This window comes from Brevibacillus laterosporus LMG 15441 (assembly GCF_000219535.2).
GTDB classification, from domain to species: Bacteria; Bacillota; Bacilli; order Brevibacillales; family Brevibacillaceae; genus Brevibacillus_B; species Brevibacillus_B halotolerans.
This window is the reverse complement of the sequence record NZ_CP007806.1, coordinates 4,104,206-4,125,585: the sequence shown is the minus strand read 5'-3', so window position 1 is coordinate 4,125,585 and position 21,380 is coordinate 4,104,206. Positions and strand designations below refer to the sequence as shown.

Sequence of the window (21,380 nt, the reverse complement as noted above, 5' to 3'; positions counted from 1 at the left end):
AACAGCTCTCTTACTAACAAGAACATATATTTATGTAATCATCATATCCTTTGCCCAAAGAAAAAGACGCCCTTTTATTTAAGAGCGTCTTTTTACGTTTATAAAGTGAAAGCTTGAGCTCTTTAAAGATTCCATTTTTATGTAGTAGTGAATGCATTTATATATGATGATTTACAATCGCTTCATTCATTAGATTTTTTGAAAAAATATATTGTTATCTAATTTGATGTATTATGTTTTATAAATGTAATAAAATGCGATATACAGGGGGCATGAAAATGAAAAAAGAGTGTTCAAAGGCTTGATAGCCGCAATGATGGTATTCGCATTAGTTCCTTCTGCACAAGCAGAGCCTAGTAAATCAGTTGAGGCTGGTCAACAACAGAAAGTGCAGCCACATGAAAATTATTTGTTTAATTTTTGCTAATAGCTATTGTAAAGATGCACCGATAAGGGCGACAGTTGGTTCTACTTTTGTGGGACGCTCAATGTTAATCAAACAACATCCGATCCTCAAAGAAGAGGCTCTTTTAGCACCTCTGTTAATATAATAGGGGACAATGGACAGATTTATTTTTTTGATGGGATATATTCAAGGGGAACCACTTCAAAACAATTTTGTCTGCAACCTGGAACATACACTGTAAAGTATATAAATAACGCAGGTTTTTCAATCAATCTTCTTGGATATTTTACCTATTGAGAATCTGATCTTTTGGCTCTGATAGGCATCTCAAAAAGTGATTCCAATGATGAGGAAAGTCCCTTTTTGAGGGCTTTTTCTTTGTATCGAGGCTAGATCCTCATCCTTGGGAGAGAAAATGGTTATTCTCCTAGCAAATTGAAATGTTCTCTATCTAAGCTCTATTCTTCCCCCGCATAAATACGTAAAATTTCCCGTGCCTGCAATCGCAATTTGTCTATTAAATCCCTTGGTTCTTTTATTTGTGCATGACCCCCCAATCTATAAAATAGCGGAGCGATATAAGAGATTTCACTTTCCTCTATCAATGAATCAATATATCCAGTTCCGTCTTCCTGTGTTGTTACATAGCCTTCTAGCTCAGGGGCACTTTTACATTGACGTACTCCTTCTCTTGAAAGGAGAACATGTAAGCGAATCGGATTTTTTACTTGATTAGAAATAAACCATTCTTCTAAATTCATAAAATCTGCTTCATTTTCATCTGTGGACAAAATAGAAAGAATACGGTCGATACGAAATAATAATATTTTTTGTTTGTTGTAATCATAAGCAGGGAGATACCATAATCCATTATGAGCATATACTCCAATGGGGTGTATGTATTTTGTCGTGGTACCCGACTTCGATTCATACTGAATATGTACATTTTTATTTGCAATAGAGGCTTCTAGCATATCGGTTAGATAGGGGGCCTCTATGCTTCTTTTGGGATTCCAAAAAGTGATATAGGAGCGAATTTTATCTACTTTTACTTTCGAATCACTGGAAAGCGAATGATAGAGCTTATGTGCAACCGAATTGATTTCAGTATCAAATGGAAGGTTACGATAATAATGGAAAGATTGAAAGGCAAAAAAAATGGAGACGGCTTCTTCCTCTGTAAATAAAACAGGGGGGAGAATGCGATCCGTTAATACTGTATATCCGCCGTTTCGTCCTTGTTCTGCATAGATTGATAGCCCCATATCACTTAAATCTAACAAATACCTATGAATGGTTCGGACTGATATGTTAAATTCGTCAGCTAATTCTTGTGCTGTAAATTTTCTTTTCGTAGTTACAAACATAAGGATATCTAATAAACGCTTGGCTTTTGACATATATCTCACCCTTCTTGTTTTACGTGTCAGAAATTGTCATGTTTTAAGGTTAGTATAAAACCTGCCTTACGTGTTTTAAGGGGAAGGACATTTTGAAAAAAGGGGACTAACGATGCCAAGGGACATTATTTTGTTTATTGCAGCAAGCTTAGATGGGTTTATTGCTAAGGAAGATGATGATTTACAATGGTTATTCGAAACAGAGGGAGAAGGTGACAATGGTTATTTGGAAATGTATCAATCGATTGATACAACGATTATGGGGAAAAACACCTATGAGTATGTAAGAAAAATAACGGAAGTGTTCCCATATTCGGATAAAAAGTGTTATGTGTTTTCAACTTCAGAACAAGGTTCAAATGAGTATGTCGAATTTGTAAACGAAAATGTAGTTGATTTCACTAAAAAGCTAAAGGAACAGGAAGGGGCTAACATATGGATGATCGGTGGAGCTGCAATTCTTGATACTTTTATGAAAGAAAATCTAATTGACGAGTACATGATTACAGTTACACCTCATATTTTGGGCTCTGGCATTCCTTTATTTACAGAAAAAAATCCACAAATAGATTTACTCTTACAGGGAACAAAACGCTATGGGCAATTTGTCCAGATCCATTATAAGGTGAAACACAAAAAAAGCTAAAATAAACGATGCATCTGGGAAGAAAATGAAATACCAGCAAGGCCCTCTTTCGGCAGTTGATAGTCGTCGGAGGGCTTTTTCTCAACTTCTTAAAGGCTTGGGGCTTTCTTGTTTTATTGAATCTTCCGAATGACAGGGGTAACAACTATGTTCAACGTATTAAACAATAGCTCCATCAGGATGCTGGACAGTCATGCTTTTTCCTGTAGGCACCTGTTTAGGCTCTGGAATAAATGAAAGACCGTTTTCTTTAAAATCGGCTGCAAATTCATCCAGAGAATCTACAACAAAGGTAGCTATTGTAGCTTTAAAAGGAGCAAGGGCTTTCTCCGATCCGGAAAGTAATAAAAAGTTCCCTACTGAAGCAATTTCCAAATTCATTTCGGGATATGTAAATCGGAGGTTACCCCTTTTACAAGAAGGATGAGTCAGCGAAGATATTGTTATTGTCCGTGCCTGGGCTTTCAGATAAGAATGAAAATGGAATGAGCAAGTGGGTCATGAAATTTTTTGCCAAGAAATAGACAAACAGTGTGTAATAATGATACAAGAGGGATTAGAATTTTGTCCGTCGTGCAATGGGGTGTGAGAGACGGGCAAAGAGAGACATGATTGGTGACGTGAGATTTGAGATTGATCGTTTTTGAGGAGGTAGGAAGAGTGAAGGCAATTACGATACATCAGCCATGGGCCACGCTTATTGCCCTAGGAGAAAAGGAATTCGAGACCCGGGGCTGGCGCACGAATTATCGAGGAGAATTAGCAATCCATGCTGGCAAGAAGGTGGATAAGGACGCATGTAAGCAGGAGCCATTTCGATCTGTTTTAGCCAAATATGGATTAACCGCGGATGACCTACCGACTGGAGCAATTGTTGGGACATGTCTGCTTACAGAGTGCTTGCAAGTGAAAGAACATACCGGCTTTTATGCTTTAGCTGGAGATTCAAAGCACCGGATAGAGGGAAATGAATACGCTTTTGGATGGTATGAACTAGGGCGATTCGCTTGGAAATTAACGAATGTAAAGCAAATAGAACGAATCTCAGTGAGAGGAAGACAAGGATTGTGGAATTGGAATGAATAAAAAAGCTTCCTTCTAATACATACTATTTAGCGGCAATAAGATGTTAAGTTCTAGTTTTTGAAAAGTCATCAAGAGAGGTGTAGCAGGTGGTTTTTTCGTTTTTTATTTCGAAAGAACCAATTTTGAAGCTGGAGTGTAACAAAATCTGTTTTGCTGAATTAATAGGGGAATAAAGACGGCACATTATAAGTGAAAAATCCAACCGCTTACATGAGGGGGAAATGGAGTTTTACTTCTTATCATAATAGATGAAAACAAGAAAGCTCTCTTTACATGTAAGAGAGCTTTTTCTATCTGACTACTGATCATACTTAATATTTCTGGAATAACTCTTATTTCCCCACCAGTACCATTCATCCTCAAACAACTGTTGATCAACAGGATCACCGTTTGCAACCGTTTGACTGTAAACCTCATTTGCATACGCATAGAAAAGATTTTTCTTATTCGTTAGAGCCGCTCCGCCTATGTTTGCCTTCTTATTTTTCACATCATACGTAACATATAAGACTCGATTATAGTTCCCTTTTGCAAAAGTGCTTATTGCATCTGAAGTAGCTTTATGATCCATATGATCCCCAGGATTATACTTACTATCGTTATCCGCCACATTTACCCAAGGATGCTTGGCTCCGACTGCATTTGTTTCATAGTCCATGATTTCCTTTAACGTAGAGGTAAAGTCTGACCAGCTAGTGTATGTGGTTGATTTATCCACTGCTGTTATTGATTTATTGCTGTCTCGTAGCTTACTTAACGATTCGTTATTATATTCTTTAGACCCAGACCCATCCATTCCATCTGGTACTCGTAAAAAGTAGCTTACGGAATTGCCGGATGTATAGCGGACGATAGGATGATCGTTAAATTGGGCGATATCTATTGTTAATGGAGTTGGCTTAAGTGCTTTTCTAATAGATGCGACTGCCCCGCGTTCACGGGCTTCCCACCAACCTTTTACAGAACCAGCGTCACCTGCTGTGGTATAAATAAATACTACTTTGGTTTGTGAGGCATGCAAATCGTTATAAGCATAATCACCGCGGAATAACTGCCAGTCATCAGGATGAGCTTGTAAATAAAAGGATATCGATTTGTAATCAGAGGCTGCAAAGGAAGCCTGATGTGGTAATACCGTGCAGATAAGAGCGAACAAAAAGAAAACTTTTAAAACGAGCTTTGACTTAACAAATCTTTTTGAATTCCGCATATAGCAATTCCCCTCCCACTAACGATTGGTAAATTGATGTATTTTTTACCATTATTTTACTCTACATAATATCATTACTTATTTTATAGGACAACAAGTATTTATATCTAATGCTCCCAACTCAGTACGGAAGAAACACCTATCTATACCGATTGATACGCACAGGTCTAAATTTTTTGAGTGTAGGCCTATTGAGATTTTCAGTCTATGGTATTTTTTTATATTGTAGTGTCACAAATCGACTGCCTCAGGGTTTATACATAGTGAGAGGAGGCAAACAAGTGGACAAAGTAGAGCTAGAGAATCTGATCGTAGAGATCAAAAACGGTTCTCTTGATAAATTCGAAATCATCATTGATCATTTTCAACAGCCCATTTTTACTTACTGCTATCATATGCTTGGTCACAAACAGGAAGCAGAAGATGCTGTACAGGATGTTTTGTTCAGGGCATATAAGAATTTGGATCGGTATACATACTCCTTGTCCTTTTCGGCATGGCTGTACAAAATCGCCTATAACTATTGTGCGAAGCAATTGAGGCGCAGGAAGCTAATTCGCTTGCTACCTTTTTTCTACAACAGGGATCAGGAAGGCCGCAACTATGTGGAGGAAGAGATCGATCATCATTACCTTGGCGAACCATTATCTAGCATCTGGAGAAGGCTATCTACGGAAGAGCGAACCCTTCTGATTCTGAGGGTGTTGGAGGAAAAGGATTATAAGGAGATTGCGGAATTGATGAACAAGAATCCTGCAACCTTACGCAAGCAATTTGAGCGGGCTTTGAAGAAATGCAAGCATTACTTTGTCAAAAAAGGAGGGATGCTCGATGAAGGACAGAGATCCATATGAGCAAATACAGGAACTGCTTACATCGCAGCCAGTCCCCAAAATTGATGTTAAAAAGAAGCTAATGAAGGCGATATATGCAGATCAAAGACAGGAGGAAAAGAAAGTGAAAAAGAAATTAGGCCTATTATTGACTGTAGGATTGCTGGTAGGAGCATCATCTGTGTGGGCGGGCATCCAGACGATTGAGCTGAAAAACGAGAAGGGTGAAGTAGTGTCCCAAGTCACAAAACGAAGTGAATATCAGCAAGAACAAATGATGAAAAATTTGCAACCAGAGGTTAAGGAAAAACTCCACAATAGATCTGAAGAGTTATATAGACAGCTTGACACTGGCAACGAGATTCTCACGAAAATGAAACCTGGATCGGCTGTTGCCATCTATTGGCCTATTACAGAACTTCAAAAGCAAAACGAGTTGAACCCACGTCCTTTTATTGACGTGAAGTCCAAACCATTCACCTTTACCACATGGGAGAACATGGAAAAAAAAGTAGGGAATCTGTTCAAGCTACCCTCCGAGCTAGGTAATGGTTTTCTTTTCACAAAGGGGGAAGCAGTCTATGATCCGAGCGATAAATATGATCAAGCATGGATGAAAGCAGAACAAGAGAAAACGAAAAAAGAATATATCGCTCAAGAAATCCCAATAACAGATAAGCTTCGTAATGCAGAGGCGGAGTATAAAGGAGAAAAAGGGAGTGTATATGTACAGGTAGATATTAGAAAGGAAGGGAAATCTAAAGTCGGAACTTTTGCCAATACTTTGGAAAAAGGAAAGGTGGAGGATAATGAAGCGGTTTACTCCGTCTTTTCCTCGAAAAATGGGGACAGCAATCACAGCCTACACTGGGTAAAAAATGGAACAAAGGTGGAATACTCTCTTAGAGCTAAGATGAATCTAGTTACGAAAGAAGAGTTGTTCAAAATGGCAAAACAGGTGAATCAGGCGAAGTAATAAGAGCAAAGTTCATCATTATCTAGCTTTCCTCAGAGGGACTTACTTACCATGCAGGGTTTGCAACATTAGAAAAGTAGAAGAAAGGGCGAAACTTGTCGTTTCGTCTTTTTTCTTTTCATTTTGTCAGCAAAAAATGTCGTAGGATGAAGGAATATGTAGATGGAACGAGAACTTCTATTCCATAGGCTGAATTTACCAGTCATAATGAATCAAATAGAGAGGAACGAGGTTCTTGTTTTTACGTGTACATACCATCTTGATAGCTGTTTGTTTCCTGCTTTTACTAATGCCTCAATCGCATGCTCAGGCGGCCACTCATGTGGAGGTAACTGTTGATAAACTAAATATTCGCAGTGCTCCAGGTACAACTAACCAGATAGTCGGAACCATCAACAGAGCTGCACGGCTACCGATCCTTACGCAGAAGAATGATTGGATACAGGTGAAGCTCGCCAATGGAAAACCAGGCTGGGTACTAAATAAATATGTGAAAAAGATTGAGATTCCGCAGGTGAAATATGTAAAAAGTAATGTAGATATGCTGAATGTTCGGGCTGAGCCGAATGCGACTGCCCAAATATTGCAGATCATCGATCAAAACGGTGTATTTTTACAAATGAAAAAACAAGGGGATTGGACTCAGATCAAGCTGTCTAATCAGGTTAGCGGCTGGGTAAATGCACGTTTCTTGACGGAAACGGCTGCCCCAACGGCCAAAACGATTCCTGATCCAGTCCCTAATCCGATAGCTGTTTCAGCTCCAGCTTCATCCTTAGCACCTTCTGAACCGATTGTTCCTTTACAGCCTTCCGTTGCAGAGGTTGGACGAGTGGCAGGGACAATTGTGTTATCGGAAAGCTATGAGGTTTATGCTGAGCCAAATGTTTTAAGCACAGTCATTGGTCAGTTACCTGTCAATACAACAATTACCCATTATGGATATGAAAATGATTGGTACAAGATCAGCTTCAACGGCACAGACGGATTTATTTTTAAACCAGCTTCACAGGAGATGGCGGTTCAGGTACAGCCTAGTGATATACCGTTTCAGGTACAACAGCTAACTGATATACCGGGGGCGCCTACTCCTAGTACAGCACAAGCTACTGAAGCAATGATACGTGTACGAAATTCCGATACTAATCTGCGATCTGGGCCTGGAACCAATTACGCGGTTGTCGGAAATATTCAGCCAGGGCAAATCTACCCGGTTGTCCAGAACGAAGGAGACTGGTATGTCATTCGATTGGCAGACAACTCGACTGCCTATATTGCTAGCTGGATAGTAGATCTTGTCCAGCCAGGCACCAATCAGCCAGTAAATGTACCTAATACTTCTGGAATAGAGTATAACACTGGCATGGTCGGGAATGAAAAAGTCTATATCTATCACACGCATAACCGTGAGTCGTGGCGAAATGTCGCCAGAAACACAAGCGGTAGCTCAGTAGATGATCCCGAAATCAATATTACATTGGTCGGAAAACGGCTAGGTGAGCTGTTGCAAGCACAAGGTATTCAGGCGATGGTGAATCAGGACGACTTTGCCAAAAGGCTAGCGGAGCAAAAGAAAAGCTATTCGCTTTCCTATGCGGAATCATACAAAGCAGTAAGCGCAGCGGCAGCAATGAATCCAAACCTACAATATATTTTTGATATCCATCGGGACAGTAACGAGCCTCGCAGTAAGGTAGCCTTGACCTTACATGACAAGTCGTATTCACGAATGTTGTTTGTCATTGGCACAGCTCACCCGAACTATTTGCAGAACAAGAAGTTCGCGGAAAATCTGCATGCCCGTTTGGAAGCGGCGTATCCTGGCTTATCCCGGGGGCTTATCCTGAAAGGTAAGAACCAAGGGAATGGCGTGTATAATCAGTCAATCTCTGAGGGAAGCCTGTTGCTCGAATTTGGCGGCACTAACAATACCTTGGAGGAATGCTACAATACGGCAGAAGCATTTGCTAATGTGCTTGTGAATTATATGTTTGAATCGCAAATGGCAGTAAAGTAAAAGAATAATGCTTACAGGGCAATGGGTAAAGAAGCCTGTTTTATGAGATATGTACCGATCAGCGGTATGATATACAGGGAGTAAGGGACTGTATCCTGTGAAAAGGTATTCATTGTCTCGTAGATATCAGAGAAATCACAAGAAAAAATCCTCCATAGTGAGGATTTTTTCATTTTTTGTTCGCTATTGCCAAAAAATTTTTAAAAAGGTGTGACACGAACCGTAGCTCATGGATCAATATAGGTGAGCGGACAAGGAGTAACGCCATGGAATTGGAATTGCATGAAACCAACGAAGCCATCATGGAAAGAATTATGAACGAATATGGAAGGAGAGTCGTACATCTTGTTTATTTAATTGTAAAAAATCGGACATCTGCTGAGGATATTGCGCAGGAGGTATTCGTAAAAGTATATCGTCACCTGCCTTCTTTTCGAGGGGAATCAAGCATTCAAACATGGATTTATCGAATCGCCATAAACGAAGCCAAGAAGCATGTCCGATCCTGGTACGTTAGAAATATCTTCCCATCTTTGTTTGGGGAAAATCTGCATACACAAAAAGAGCAGGATGAGACAGAGCCACTGGTCATGAAGCAAGTGGAACGGAAGGAATTCGTACAGCTTGTACTGAAATTGCCGCTCTCCTACCGTCAAGTCATCATTCTTCATTATTATCAGGACTTATCCATTGAAGAAGTATCCCATGTTCTGGAAACCTCTCAAGGTGCAGTGCGAAACAAGCTTTACCGAGGACGAAAAAAACTGAAACAAATGCTTGAGCGGGAGGGATTGTCATGGACATCGATCAAGAATTAAAGGAATTTCAATATAGTGATAAAGGTCCAATCCTTTCCGAGTTAACATTTACCCAGGAAATGAAAAATCATGTACGGGAGAAAATGATCATGACATCAAAACCAAAGCGTAGAATCTGGTACTGGACGACCTCCATTGCTGGATTCTTGATTATCCTGCTGGCAATAACGGGAATGCCTAGTGCGGACACCATAAAAAATCTGTTTCCCACACTTACCAATACTCCGCGTATCAGTGCCTTTGTGGCATATGGTGATGAAGAGCTGAAAGCCTTTCATGAAAAAGGGTTGACTGTTCCTTATCATGTAAGCAAAACCGATCAAGGAGTGACCGTCACAATAACCGATTTGTTCTTTGACGGACACCTATTGACCATTGGGTATCTGGTTCAAATGCCGCCGGAGAAAGATCTCAATAGGGATTTGTTTTCTGATTATCTTGCTGATTTTAAGGAACTTACTTTGAATGGAAATGGAGAATCTTTTCTTAACGGTGGAGGTGAAGACGTAACACGAATCGGGGACCATTTGTATGCAGGGATTAGCTCTACTTATTTAAAAGCAGGGGCACCCAATGATTTTAAACTTCACGCACAGATAGAACGAGTAGGTTTAGTAGGAGGAAGTGGGAAATGGCAGTGGGATCTTGAATTTAAAATGCCCGATTCTCTAAAAGCCTTCCAACGAACAGCTCCTCCACATTTTGAAAAGGATCGGAACGGATTACAATTCACAGTTGAAAACATCAGGAGGTATGCTACAGGAACAACCTTACGAATTATAGTCAATGGTCCTAGAGAGAAGCTGAAGAATCTTCATATCACCTTCTATGACCAATATATGAATAGACGACCACGTTCTTTCACGGGTCACTTTTTAAATGACAATACCAAAGAATACGAGCTTATACTTTCTAAACTAAATGGAGAAGAACCATTTATTTACATGATTCCCCGTGTAGTAGAGAAAGAGACAGAGCTGGAGAAGTCAAAAACAAAAGAAAATCCTCCAAAGGATGCAGAGATAGATCTATCACAGCCATTACCTTATGTATTGTCCGAACAACAAGGAGACTTTATTCTAAAAAAGGTAGATTTTCTTTCAACAAAAACGGTTATTCATTATGAGATTAAAAATCCCTTTAATCAATCCCGTTTTTTAAAAATAAAGGATGAAAAGAATAACGAATATTACAGTTCAACTGAAATTAGAGAGTTTACTGACACCTATTCGTTCATGGAAGAATTTCCACCCTTTCCATCTTCAAAAAATTTGAAGCTAGTCGTTCCTACAGATATTATGAACAAAGAAGAGCAAAAGATACGTGAACAGAATTTAATCAAGATTCCTTTGCTTTAAATGGTACTAGGCATGGTGAAGAGGAATTGTCATTCTAATTGGATCAGTACAGCTTGCTGGAAGAACCAGAGGGAAATTCCCACATTGTCCATACTACTAAAAATGTAAAAACAATTTGACATTTATTGTTTCTGGATTACAATGATAATGTAAAAGGTTTTTGACATTTAGAAAAAGAGTCATGGAAAATATGAATCTCGATAACAAGAAAAGCTACAGTGGTGCTTTCCTGAAAAAAAGCAGAGGAAAAAAAGCGTAATAACCTAGCTGTTGTATATAAGTGTTGAAGGAATTTATTACACGCTTGGGTTATTTCCTTTTATGAGGAGGAAAAAATATGAGAAAAGCAGATGAAATGGAAAAATCACATAATGAGAAATCAGCAAGAAATACCTTTATGTTTTATACGGTAGCTTTATTAATATGGTCTTTATATGATCTTGTTAAGACTGGAAGTACTGGAATTCAATTTACAATTTTACTTATTGGAACGGCCATATTTTATTGGACAAGAGTGTACTTAAATCGTAAAGTTCAAGAGTAGAACAGGTCATTATTGCAAATAACCTTTCAATGTTTACGTCTATCGTCTGACCGTAAGGATGCTGTAGCATCTTACGGTCTTTTTTGTTAGAGCTATAAGAGAAATCTTCACGGAAAGGCATCAAGATGCGGATACTTATGATAGGTAGTGATTAGATGAGGAAAATATTTACTTTAAATGTAAAAATTTATATAATTCAAATTGTAAGCTATGTATAGGAATAATGAGACACTATATATTTCTTTTCAGAGCTTACACATACAATGGTAAAGGGGTAGTTAGCGTGAGTAGAGCACTATTATGCAAAGCTTTCATGGCAGCAGTATTAACAATTCCACTTGCATCTTCTGTACAAGCAGCACCAGTAGAGCCTGTGAAGCAAGTAAAGCAACAAGATTTGAGATATATCGGATGGTTTAAATTTGAGAAACTCACGAGTATTATAGGATTGGAGGACTATTTAAAATTTTCAGTCAGTTCTGGTCAAACAGTCAGAATTGTACTCAACCAAACGAACCATTCTTCAAACGAGCCACTTGTTGAGTATAGATTTTACGAAATAAACGCTCAGGTTTCACCAGACAAGATTTTTGAGATATCCGGTAATGGAAGTCATCAACGATCTATTACTTTGCAACCTGGTACGTATAGCATCGCAGCTAAATTGCATCCTCTTGACCCTTCTCGAAACCCAGTTGATATCTCAGGGTCTATTTATTTTGAATAATTAAATAAATGCAAAGAGAAACAAGTCTAACATCTGCAAGTAAGTGTTAGACTTGTTTTATTTTATCTTATCTGACCTAATGATAGCTTACTAGGATACGTGTAATTGTTAGCTAAACACTGTCTGATTAGATTATAAACTGACATGGTAGCTTTTTTTATTTTTTCGAAGCTGGGGAACTTGCCAATACGTAACGATACGCCATACCCATTCCATCGGTCCCATTGTAAAAAAGTTCATCCAAATTACACTAAAGAAAATTTGAATGACATAGACAAGGACACAGAGGTACAAGGTTTGTATATAGGTAATCTGCGCAAATAAATGACATAGATGTCCAATAGCCAAAAGTATAAAGGTTTGCCCCAGATAGTTTGTTAATGCCATACGTCCATAAAGCTTCAGGGGATGAAGCAAAACCTGAGCGAATTTACTTTGCAGCGATAAGATCAGGACACCGACATAGACACTGGAGATAATTGGTCCAATCATAATGCCTATCTGTAAGAAATGATTTGTTTGTTCGATATCAGGATCTCCTGTACCACCTAAAATTATAGGGGGAAAAGGGAGGGCAGGTACCTGTGAGTATTGATACAGAATGCCAGCTATACTTATAAGCAACAAAATACCTGTACCTATAGCGATTTGCTTCGTTTTTTCTGTAAGGCGTTCAAAAAAGCGGTATTGACCGGCTGCCAAACCCAGTAGCATAAGCGGCAGAGTGATCAATGCCTTTATGGCAAAAAAACAGGAAATAGCCAATCCTATCAGCCCGATAACGATGTTTATCTGTTTCTTTACCTTGAAACAAAATAATAAAATGAATCCGTAGATGGCATATTCTCTTAATACTTCTCCACCTAGAAACAGTCCATGAACATATCCAATAGCAAATAAGGCTAGAAGTCGTCGGAAAAATAAGAGATATCCATTGTTACCTTTAGCATTTGCCCTTGTCATAAACAGATAAAAGCCAACACCAAATAAAAATGAGAAGATGGTAAAAAATCTACCTTCTACAAATAAGAATAGAAATCGTTGGTAGGAAGCATCTTTCGTGTTTGCAATCGGATCGCCAATCGTAAGTACAGCAATAATGTTAATAAGCAAAATACCTACTAAAGCAAACCCACGTACATAATCTAAAGTATCAATTCTCTTGTAGCTTTGTAGTTGCTTCATTTCTCTGTCTTTCTCCTTTGTACATAATGATCTTTATTAGCGTACAAAAAATATGCAGTGCTTAGTATCACATTACCTAACAAAAAGCTTACAGTATTGTAAGATTCCCCGAAAATTACATACCAAGAGAAGCACGAATCCACTGAATGAATGTGAACTGAGTGGTAAGTTGAAGGAGTAAAAATGAATAATGAAAATTGCTGGGGAAAAATTATTATTATTTTTGGTATCAAACAAAGATTTGGACTTTATTTGCCGGATAGAATTGCGATCAGAACTTATGGTAATTCGAGGACTATGTAGAGTCTAATTTGTTTCTGTTCTAGAAAAAGAATTTTTACAAATAAAAGGCTACATAAGATTACCAGGAACAGATGTGCAATCGAATGGATAAAGCCCGCTCACAGTGAGGAAGAGCGGGCATAGATTTTGCTTTATTTTGTTTCAATGTCTAGCGATACGAAAACATCCATTCAGCTACCATCTCAGCATTAGGCGGTGTAGAATATTCAAAGCCATAATATTTTCCGTATTTTGGTCGAAGGGTGTCGGTGGCTTGTTTAGACACAGCGTTTAACCAGGCTGGTAAGAAGGCAGAATGAGCACCTTTTTTCGGGTCAACAAAATCGCCAAATTTCTGGGTTTGTATAGCATCTCCTACGGCTTTCTTAAGATCTTTGATAAAGGCTAGATCAAAGTCAAAGTCTTTCTTTTCTCCAACGTTTCCATGACCCCCATTAACCCATTTCCATGGTAGCTTGCGTGCATCTTGAAGATTTTGCTCATGGTAAAGGAAGGTATCTGAGCCTGCAAATCTCCAAAATGGAGGTTGATCTGGGTTTATTAGGTCAGGTGCGTGAAGCACACCCTCGTCTTTAAGCAGCCAAACCGAATGATCATCCGAATGACCTGCTCGCTGGAATCCATGTAATTGAACAGTTAGATCCTCGAATTTAAATGACCCCTGTGGCCAAGAGATGACCTCTGTCGGGCGAGGAAGCTTACTCTTTAAATAGACTTGTTTGTCGAATGTAGCCTTACTTGCAATAATGCGCGGTTTTGCGCCTGATTTCTTTAATGCAGCAAGCATCTTAGAAGCATCACCTATGTGATCCGCATGGTCATGAGAATAAACAACGCTGGTAATAGGTAATTTGGTCACCTTGCGAACAGCAGCTAAGAGTTGATCTGTACGATCTTCTAATGGATCGAACAGTAATACTCCCTTTTTACCAACAAAGAAGGTTGTACTGTAAAAATTACTCTGAACCCAATAGGTACGAGAAGTAAGCCGCTGCAAGATATATTTATCTTTTAAATTTCGATTATATAGCCGATTTATTTTCTCACCAGAATGCAGTACTTTTTTTTCCGATGGCTCCACGTACCGTGCATTTACTGTTGAAGGAGCTTCCTTAATGGTTGTAGCCTTGGTAGCTCCCTTGCTCATTTGACGTACATTCGAGTGGGGATTCACTATTTTTTTGTTTTGGGTTGTCTGGTTACGTCCTACACCTTGATTTGTACCTGCGTTGTTAGAACAAGCTGTTGCAAATAATGCGATACTAATTCCTATACTCAAGATCTGAAATTTGTTCATGGTGCACCTCCTGTGAGTAGTATAGCCACTAGAAATTTCTATTATGTAGAGGCAGAGGTATGTGGCAGGGGAGTGAGCATGGAGGATGTTATGTATGGATTTTTTTATTGTCTAAGTAACTTTTTTTAATACTTGGAATAAGATAACCACGCATAAAGCGAATGAACAATGGTGCTGTCGATATGTAAAAAGATCGGCGTGATTTTGCTTATGCCAAATAAAGAATGCCAGGCTTTATTTGTAAAACAAAAAGTTCTTCAGCAGTTCATCTGTTGGGGGCTTTTTGTTCTCTTTGTGAATTTATTTGGGACAATGAGGCTATCGCTTTTAAGATAAAACCCTTTTGATCGTGTTGTTTAAGAATTGTTGCTAAAAAACTAAAAATCTTTCACCTCCTGGCACACACGCTGTAAAAACCAAAGAATAGACATTGGAAAAAAACGTGAGGTTAGCCGATGAACTTTAGAGGGTGTATTTTTTATGACAGCATACAAGGTAAAGCTTTAGCTAGTATTTTTCGAATCATTTGGAGGTGTACGTGTTGAAAAGAAACATCTTGCTAGTCATTATCATGGCTATGTTTATTCTACCCATGGGCTTGTCTGAAGCGCATCCTGGTAAGACAGATGCCAATGGTGGGCATATTTGCAAAACGAACTGCAATAAATGGGGATTAAAGGATGGAGAGTATCATATTCATCGGGATGGTAAGGTAATCCGTCCAAATCAATCGAAGCAAGCTCCAGTGTCACAAATCAAAACACAAGCTGTCCCTGCTGGTAAGCAAGCACCTGCTTCGATCGTTCCAGTATCATCAGCTACAAATGATCTAAAAGTCTACTTCCTCGATGTCGGTCAAGGCGATGCTACTTACATAAAAACACCAAAAGGTGACGATATTCTAATTGATGGTGGGAATACGGACAAGGGCGATTTAATGGTCAAATACTTAAAGGACCTCAAGGTCGATGACATCGAGGTTCTCATCATGACTCATCCAGATGCAGATCATATTGGTGGCTTGCACAAAGTCATGCAGAACTTTAAGGTTAAATCTGTATATGCACCCAAAGTAGCTCATACAACCGAGACATACGTAACCCTGTTGAAGCAAATAAAAGGACAAGGCTTATCCATTAAACCAGCAACAGCAGGCACAACGATACCCCTACAGGGCGTTTCTGCTAAATTCGTTGCTCCGGTTGGTACATACGAGAAGGAGTTAAATGAATGGAGTGCTGTTTTACACCTTACTTATGGAGCAACCTCATTTTTATTTACTGGCGATGCTGAGCACAAATCAGAGGCAGATATGCTTAAGAGCAAGCAAGTTCTCAAGGCAGACGTGTTAAAGGTTGGTCATCATGGATCAAATTCATCTACATCACCTGCTTTTCTGAAAGCCGTAGCCCCTAAATACGCAGTGATCAGCTCCGGGAAGGACAATAAATACGGGCATCCAACCCAAGGCACGCTACAAAAATTACAACAATCAAAAATCATTACATACCGTACAGATCAAAAAGGAACAATTTTAGCTGTCAGTAACGGAAAGACGATCACATGTAAAACGGCGAGGTAGAGAGGGGGAAAAATCGGCAGAATGCTAATCTATTGTTCTGCCGATATTGTAGGAGATTATCTATTGCTTTTTGCAAGTGCTAGAGTTAAAGACCTTACACCAATCGCCCTTTTTAAAAATCCATATCATTACATTCGACGTTTCTATGGTTTTGCTACTATTGACTTATAATGAATGCAAAGTCTTACTGTTACACCCCATAGTAAGACTAGTATATAAAGACTGAGAGGTAGCGAGTATGAAAACAACAAAAGGAATTATCGATCGCTTTGAAGAGAGCATGGTTGTTGTGGAGATTGATGGTCAGACGTATGATCTTCCTAGAGCTATTTTTCAGGCCGATGTGCAGGTTGGTCAAGTGATACATATTTCTACTGAAGTAGATCAAGCGGAAACGGAGGCTAGAGAAAAAGAAGCTACTGATTTGATGGATGATTTGTTTGAATAAGATATACAGGCAATATGAAGAAATACTAGGCTATAGAGCTATATTTCAGAAATTCCTTACCAAGAATGATTGAATTTAAAAAAATGTAGCAGAGGATAGTTTATAACCTAGAAGCCTTAGCACCCTATTTGCGGTGCTTTTTTTCTTGTCCAAATTACATATCAAAATAGGGAGTGGAAAGTCATAAAAAAAATGTCCCAACAGCAGTCGGGACATTCGCGTACTAATCTGGTTTTACTCGAAGAATCTTTCAGGATCGGCCGCACCTGCGAATGCGGATACAATTCGCTCGCCCACAGCCATATCGTATGTGCCTTGATCAGATTGGAATAAGGTACGTCCATGATGACTAATCTTGCATTGATGAAAGGACAGAAGCAATATCTTGCCTTCTTGACGAACGATTTCTTCCAATCTTCCTTCTACTGTGATTCCGCCTTCAAGCGTCAGCTTCACGTGTTCATTCATTCTGATGCCATGTGCTTCTAAGTCTCCATCTGTAAACAGCTCCAGTGGAAGTGACACACCTTGCAGGCGGCCAATTGGAGAAGAAAAACCATCAGCATGTGTAGATTTTCCATGTCCGTTCAATTCCTGATTATTCCAGGCAAGAGCAGTCGGACCCTCCATGCGGAAGAAAACAATCTCACTATTTTCAGCGTATACCATTGACTCTAAGGTTCCTGTTACCTGTAAACCAGAGCTGTACACTACTGTGGAGGTAGCACCTGAACGAAGGGCTTTTTCCATAGCAACCCTCCCACCTGTATGAAAGGCCATGCGATGCTTGAAACGTTCAACAGAATCAAGCAACTGGTCAAAGCTTTCACAAACAAATAGCTGCGGCTGCATTTTGGTTATGTCAAATGCTGTGTGGATGGTTTCCTCTAAAGAGAATGGCCGCTTGATTACAGCATCGGTTAAACAGTGTCTGCTCTCCTCAATAGAAGAAAGTAATCCAGCACCGTATAGCAATGGCTGTTCTAGTTTGCCGAATAATCCGTATTCTACAGTCCACCAGTATAATCGAGCAATCTCTTCTGCTTCTGATACACCTGTTACTGCGCTCTGCTTGGCATCGAGAATTTCTTTGGCTAGCTGAACCTCTTCTTGTGTCGCCAGCGGGTCCTCCATTAATTTGGAGTAGGCACGAATCGCTTCAAAAACCTCATGCTCTTCTCTAGTAGCAAATGCTTTAGCGCCAATTTGGCCAAAACGTTTAACATAATCGGCATACCACTTATCGCTTAGGATAGGAGCATGACCGGCCGCCTCATGGATAATGTCAGGTGCCGGAGTGTAGTCGATATGTTCAGGCTTACGGATATCAGTAGCGATCGGAAGAATCCCACGCGATTGAAAATCAAAGAAAACCACGGCAGGTATAAATCCGTCTATCGTAACAGCCCCCCAGCCAGATGGCTGTAAGCATTGGTTCATTTCTTCCACACGAGGAATATGATCTAGGCTTATCCCTGTTTTACGTAATCCATCTACATATGCAGGATGAGCCACATCCTTTAAAAAATTGTAATTCCGGTGCAAGACATGACGCCACACTTGTTGGTCAACTTCTGTATATTTATCATAATTTTGTTCAACGACGTAGGGTTGAAGATGTTTGGGGATAACGAATTTTGGTTTAGTAGTAGCTTGCATAATAATGTCCTCCTGTCCCATCCTAGCTCTTGTCAGCTTAAGAGTGGGTTGCTTCACTTTTTTGCTTTTAAGCTGTTATGCTTTTAAGCTTTTAAACTGTTATGCTTTTAAGTGATAAAGTATAGGGATAAGTATATGCTTGGAAAATAAGATCGTCAATATGGCTGGAAATATTCATGCAATTTAGTTAATTTGTGGTTTGTACATGCATTCGTTTGTAAAAGGCTAACGAAGGTAACCATCGCGTGGGAATTTACCGCCGATTGTGGGGAATGATATTTCGTTACATCAAGGCATGAATGACAGTAATGATGGGAAGTCATAATGCGCAAATTTATGTCATACATTATTTGATGAAAAAAGTCCCATGCTTGTAGCAGCTAAGTGAGAGGAGCGAGTGTTTATGGTAAACAGACATTTAGATGCGGATCAAGGCTCATGTGAAGGTATACCGCAGCCCATCAGAAAAGATGGTGCTGGAGCGACTGATCCCGGTCCTCGTGACATTATGCGCGATATTGAAAATCCCGATTTGCTTGTCCCGCCAATTACAGATGCAGGATTAATTCCCAATTTAAAATTTTCTTTCTCCGATACACATATGCAATTAAATCATGGTGGCTGGTCGAGAGAGGTGACTGTTAGGGAACTCCCGATTGCAACAACACTTGCTGGGGTAAATATGCGGTTAACGCCTGGCGGAGTGCGTGAGTTACATTGGCATCAGCAGGCAGAATGGTCTTATATGATAGTAGGGAGAGCGCGGATAACCTCAGTCGATCAAGATGGAAGAAACTTTATCGCCGATGTTGGACCGGGTGATCTTTGGTATTTTCCCCCAGGAATTCCTCATTCCATTCAGGGGCTAGAAGAGGGCTGTGAGTTTTTGCTTGTATTTGATGACGGAAGCTTCTCTGATCTGAATACTTTATCCATCACGGATTGGTTTGCGCATACTCCCAAGGATGTTTTATCAGCCAATTTTGGTGTACCAGAGGATGCCTTTGCTAACATTCCTTCTGATCAGGTTTATATCTATCAGGATAAGGTTCCAGGTCCACTAGACAGTCAAAAGGTCCGCTCCCCTTATGGGACCGTTCCTAAAAGCTTTACATATCGGTTGCTAGCTCAAAAGCCAATTCGTACACCTGGGGGAAGCGTTAGAATTGTGGATTCCTCTAATTTTCCGGCTTCAAAAACAGTTGCTGCTGCTTTGGTAGAAATTAAACCGGGAGCAATGAGAGAATTGCATTGGCATCCGAATAATGACGAGTGGCAGTATTATTTATCCGGTGAAGGAAGAATGACTGTGTTTGCAGGAGACGGTGCAGCACGTACATTTGATTACAGAGCTGGGGATGTTGGTTACGTGCCATTTGCCTACGGACATTATGTTCAGAATACTGGTGACCAAACATTGTGGTTCTTAGAAATGTTTAAAAGTGATCGATTTGCCGATATGTCTTTAAATCAATGGATGGCACTTACTCCCCGTGATCTGGTGAAGGATAATGTACAGGCTGATTCTGAGCTATTGAATGTATTACGCAAGGAAAAATGGCCGGTTGTTTCGTATCCGGGCTTTACTTATAATCCTAAATGATAACCTGATGCAAAATTGTAAAATAGATAAATAGATAGGTAAATAGGTAAATAGGCAAAGGTTTCCCACCGGGGGTAAATGTAACGCGGTTGGAAGCCTTTTTTTGTGTCAAGGGTGAAAACGAATTAGGGGTTTGATTTACTGTGTAAGAATGGTAAACATACACGTACAGACCTTTCAACCTTTTGAGAGCGCAAACAAATAAGTGTAATTTCCTCCAAAACTTCTTTGATATAAAATGTGAATTCTTGTATGATTAAGAACAATTCGAGAAAGAAAGAGATGGAGAAACATGCAGAAAGAACAGAGAGCAGGAATCCTTTATGCTATAGTGGCGTATGCCATGTGGGGATTCCTGCCGATTTATTGGAAAAGTGTCAGTTTTATACCACCAGGAGAGATTTTAGCTCATCGTATTTTGTGGTCACTGATTTTTTCAATTGTGTTAGTAGGATTAAGTAAGAAGTGGAGCCGAGTTTTGGAATTTATGAAAAAGCCCAAGAGTCTATTGCTATTTTTACTGGCTTCCGTCTTAATTAGTGCGAACTGGATGATTTACATATGGGCTGTCAACGCCGGTCATATTGTAGAGACGAGTTTAGGCTATTATATTAATCCTCTGCTTAATGTCGCGTTAGGTATGCTATTTTTTCGAGAACGGTTAGATTTCTGGCAACTTATCTCCTTACTTTTTGCGGCAGTAGGTGTATGCTGGATGGCGATTAATTTTGGACAACTTCCGTGGATTTCCCTTTCTTTAGCCTTGTCATTTGGGATTTATGGGGTTGTAAAAAAACTGATTCAAACAGACTCGATTACCTCATTAACATTAGAGACGGTTCCGGTTGCCTTGATTTCGTTTGTCTATATCTGCTGGTTGCAAAGCCAAGGTGTTGGGTCGTTTGGAGCGGCGGACTGGGGAACAGATTTATTGCTGATTGGATCGGGAGTAGCTACCGCTATGCCGCTTCTTGCATTTGCTTCAGCAGCGCAACGCATTTCTCTTTCTACATTAGGCTTTATCCAATACCTAGCTCCTACGATACAATTGGCGATCGCTGTATTTTTGTATAAAGAATCGTTTACAGATAGCCATCTTTTAAGCTTCGTTTGCATTTGGGTAGCGCTTATCCTATACACACTGTCCCGAACTCCGATCATGCAAGCTTGGCAACCAGCGTTTTTTAAACAGCGGATTGAAAAGCGGACATAAAAATTGTTCGCTTTCTCTACTTCCCTACTATTTATGAAGATAACAATGCAATATGACGAATCATGTAAA

The 21,380-nt window shown here is 39.6% G+C and carries 19 protein-coding genes; 13 read left to right on the top strand and 6 right to left on the bottom strand.

Features of this window, described 5'->3' with window-relative positions:
- Positions 1-864: 864 nt before the first annotated feature.
- On the bottom strand, positions 865-1,806 hold the full coding sequence (locus tag BRLA_RS18060; protein ID WP_003336416.1) for a helix-turn-helix transcriptional regulator: 942 nt from the start codon (positions 1,804-1,806) through the stop codon (positions 865-867).
- Between the two features lie 112 nt (positions 1,807-1,918).
- Between BRLA_RS18060 and BRLA_RS18055 the strand changes: the two genes are divergently transcribed.
- Complete coding sequence (locus BRLA_RS18055) at positions 1,919-2,452, top strand: dihydrofolate reductase family protein (RefSeq protein ID WP_003336417.1); 534 nt, start codon at positions 1,919-1,921, stop codon at positions 2,450-2,452.
- Positions 2,453-2,611: 159 nt separating this feature from the next.
- Here BRLA_RS18055 and BRLA_RS18050 read toward each other — a convergent pair whose 3' ends face one another.
- Positions 2,612-2,833: a VOC family protein gene (locus tag BRLA_RS18050; protein WP_003336418.1), complete on the bottom strand. Its 222-nt coding sequence runs from the start codon at positions 2,831-2,833 to the stop codon at positions 2,612-2,614.
- 279 nt (positions 2,834-3,112) lie between these two features.
- Between BRLA_RS18050 and BRLA_RS18045 the strand changes: the two genes are divergently transcribed.
- On the top strand, positions 3,113-3,538 hold the full coding sequence (locus tag BRLA_RS18045) for an ASCH domain-containing protein (protein WP_041752353.1): 426 nt from the start codon (positions 3,113-3,115) through the stop codon (positions 3,536-3,538).
- A gap of 298 nt (positions 3,539-3,836) precedes the next feature.
- Here the strand turns inward: BRLA_RS18045 and BRLA_RS18040 are convergent, their stop codons facing one another.
- The gene (locus tag BRLA_RS18040; protein WP_003336421.1) at positions 3,837-4,748 is read right to left on the bottom strand and encodes a PIG-L family deacetylase; all 912 of its coding nucleotides are present in this window, start codon (positions 4,746-4,748) and stop codon (positions 3,837-3,839) included.
- A gap of 281 nt (positions 4,749-5,029) precedes the next feature.
- Here BRLA_RS18040 and BRLA_RS18035 point away from each other — a divergent pair, with 281 nt between their 5' ends.
- The 7 genes from BRLA_RS18035 (at position 5,030) to BRLA_RS18005 (ending at position 12,021) form a co-directional block, all read left to right on the top strand.
- On the top strand, positions 5,030-5,602 hold the full coding sequence (locus BRLA_RS18035; protein ID WP_041752351.1) for an RNA polymerase sigma factor: 573 nt from the start codon (positions 5,030-5,032) through the stop codon (positions 5,600-5,602).
- On the top strand, positions 5,580-6,557 hold the full coding sequence (locus BRLA_RS18030) for a hypothetical protein (RefSeq protein WP_003336424.1): 978 nt from the start codon (positions 5,580-5,582) through the stop codon (positions 6,555-6,557). The genes BRLA_RS18035 and BRLA_RS18030 overlap by 23 nt, the downstream gene beginning before the upstream one ends.
- A gap of 235 nt (positions 6,558-6,792) precedes the next feature.
- A complete protein-coding gene (gene spoIIP, locus BRLA_RS18025; RefSeq protein ID WP_003336425.1) occupies positions 6,793-8,574 on the top strand; it encodes a stage II sporulation protein P in 1,782 nt (593 codons plus the stop codon).
- Between the two features lie 266 nt (positions 8,575-8,840).
- Complete coding sequence (locus tag BRLA_RS18020) at positions 8,841-9,392, top strand: sigma-70 family RNA polymerase sigma factor (RefSeq protein WP_003336426.1); 552 nt, start codon at positions 8,841-8,843, stop codon at positions 9,390-9,392.
- Positions 9,371-10,750, top strand: coding sequence for a DUF4179 domain-containing protein (locus BRLA_RS18015; RefSeq protein ID WP_003336427.1), 1,380 nt, complete (start codon positions 9,371-9,373; stop codon positions 10,748-10,750). Before BRLA_RS18020 ends, BRLA_RS18015 begins: the two co-directional genes overlap by 22 nt.
- A 337-nt stretch (positions 10,751-11,087) precedes the next feature.
- A complete protein-coding gene (locus tag BRLA_RS18010; protein ID WP_003336428.1) occupies positions 11,088-11,294 on the top strand; it encodes a hypothetical protein in 207 nt (68 codons plus the stop codon).
- Positions 11,295-11,577: 283 nt separating this feature from the next.
- Positions 11,578-12,021 carry a hypothetical protein gene (locus BRLA_RS18005; protein ID WP_003336429.1) on the top strand — a complete coding sequence of 148 codons (444 nt, stop codon included), beginning with the start codon at positions 11,578-11,580 and terminating at the stop codon, positions 12,019-12,021.
- A gap of 132 nt (positions 12,022-12,153) precedes the next feature.
- Here the strand turns inward: BRLA_RS18005 and BRLA_RS18000 are convergent, their stop codons facing one another.
- Positions 12,154-13,206 carry a DUF418 domain-containing protein gene (locus BRLA_RS18000; protein WP_003336430.1) on the bottom strand — a complete coding sequence of 351 codons (1,053 nt, stop codon included), beginning with the start codon at positions 13,204-13,206 and terminating at the stop codon, positions 12,154-12,156.
- A 451-nt stretch (positions 13,207-13,657) separates the two neighbouring features.
- The gene (locus BRLA_RS17995; protein ID WP_003336431.1) at positions 13,658-14,806 is read right to left on the bottom strand and encodes an MBL fold metallo-hydrolase; all 1,149 of its coding nucleotides are present in this window, start codon (positions 14,804-14,806) and stop codon (positions 13,658-13,660) included.
- A gap of 541 nt (positions 14,807-15,347) precedes the next feature.
- Here BRLA_RS17995 and BRLA_RS17990 point away from each other — a divergent pair.
- On the top strand, positions 15,348-16,388 hold the full coding sequence (locus BRLA_RS17990; RefSeq protein WP_003336435.1) for an MBL fold metallo-hydrolase: 1,041 nt from the start codon (positions 15,348-15,350) through the stop codon (positions 16,386-16,388).
- A gap of 238 nt (positions 16,389-16,626) precedes the next feature.
- On the top strand, positions 16,627-16,836 hold the full coding sequence (locus BRLA_RS17985; RefSeq protein ID WP_003336438.1) for a DUF3006 domain-containing protein: 210 nt from the start codon (positions 16,627-16,629) through the stop codon (positions 16,834-16,836).
- A gap of 234 nt (positions 16,837-17,070) precedes the next feature.
- Here BRLA_RS17985 and BRLA_RS17980 read toward each other — a convergent pair whose 3' ends face one another.
- A complete protein-coding gene (locus tag BRLA_RS17980) occupies positions 17,071-18,495 on the bottom strand; it encodes an aromatic amino acid hydroxylase (protein ID WP_003336439.1) in 1,425 nt (474 codons plus the stop codon).
- 403 nt (positions 18,496-18,898) lie between these two features.
- On the opposite strand from BRLA_RS17980, the gene BRLA_RS17975 reads away from it, so the two are divergent.
- Together BRLA_RS17975 and rarD are read left to right on the top strand one after the other, a co-directional pair.
- Positions 18,899-20,098, top strand: coding sequence for an oxalate decarboxylase family bicupin (locus tag BRLA_RS17975; protein ID WP_003336440.1), 1,200 nt, complete (start codon positions 18,899-18,901; stop codon positions 20,096-20,098).
- 292 nt (positions 20,099-20,390) lie between these two features.
- Positions 20,391-21,311, top strand: a complete 921-nt coding sequence (rarD, locus tag BRLA_RS17965; RefSeq protein ID WP_003336442.1) for an EamA family transporter RarD — start codon at positions 20,391-20,393, stop codon at positions 21,309-21,311.
- The last annotated feature ends 69 nt before the right edge of the window (positions 21,312-21,380 follow it).